The organism is Vibrio sp. 10N.222.52.B7 (genome assembly GCF_041474275.1).
GTDB lineage: Bacteria > Pseudomonadota > Gammaproteobacteria > Enterobacterales > Vibrionaceae > Vibrio > Vibrio crassostreae_C.
In genome coordinates, this window is the sequence record NZ_JBFRTU010000167.1 from 1 (window position 1) to 424 (window position 424).

Genomic DNA, 424 nt, shown 5'->3' on the forward strand with positions numbered 1-424 from the left:
GTGTTATTGACGGCTAGCCCAGGTATCTTTTCAGCGGTCATGATGGGACTAGGGAGAGCCGTTGGCGAAACTATGATTGTCTTGATGGCTACAGGTAACACACCAATTCTTGACTGGAATATTTTGGAAGGGATGAGGACGCTATCCGCAACGATTGCTGTCGAACTACCAGAATCAGAGGTAGGTGGTTCTCACTTCCGCTTGCTGTTCTTAGCGGCACTCTTGCTGTTTATTTTCACGTTCGCGGTGAACTCAGTCGCAGAGTGGGTTAGACAAAGATTGAGAGATAAATATCGTGCGCTGTAGTTTTAAAGGTTCACCTCAATGTGTCTCAATGGCTTTTAGTTGTTTGGCTAGCGTATCTCGCGAACTTGGCTGTTTCTTGGTTTCAGCACGTCAAGATCAAGGTCGATCATGATGAACA

Annotated in this window: 1 pseudogene; it reads left to right on the forward strand. The window is 46.2% G+C overall.

Annotation, left to right across the window (positions count from 1 at the left end):
* Positions 1–306: pseudogene (locus AB4512_RS22060) on the forward strand (phosphate ABC transporter permease); the annotation flags it as partial.
* Between the last annotated feature and the right edge of the window lie 118 nt (positions 307–424).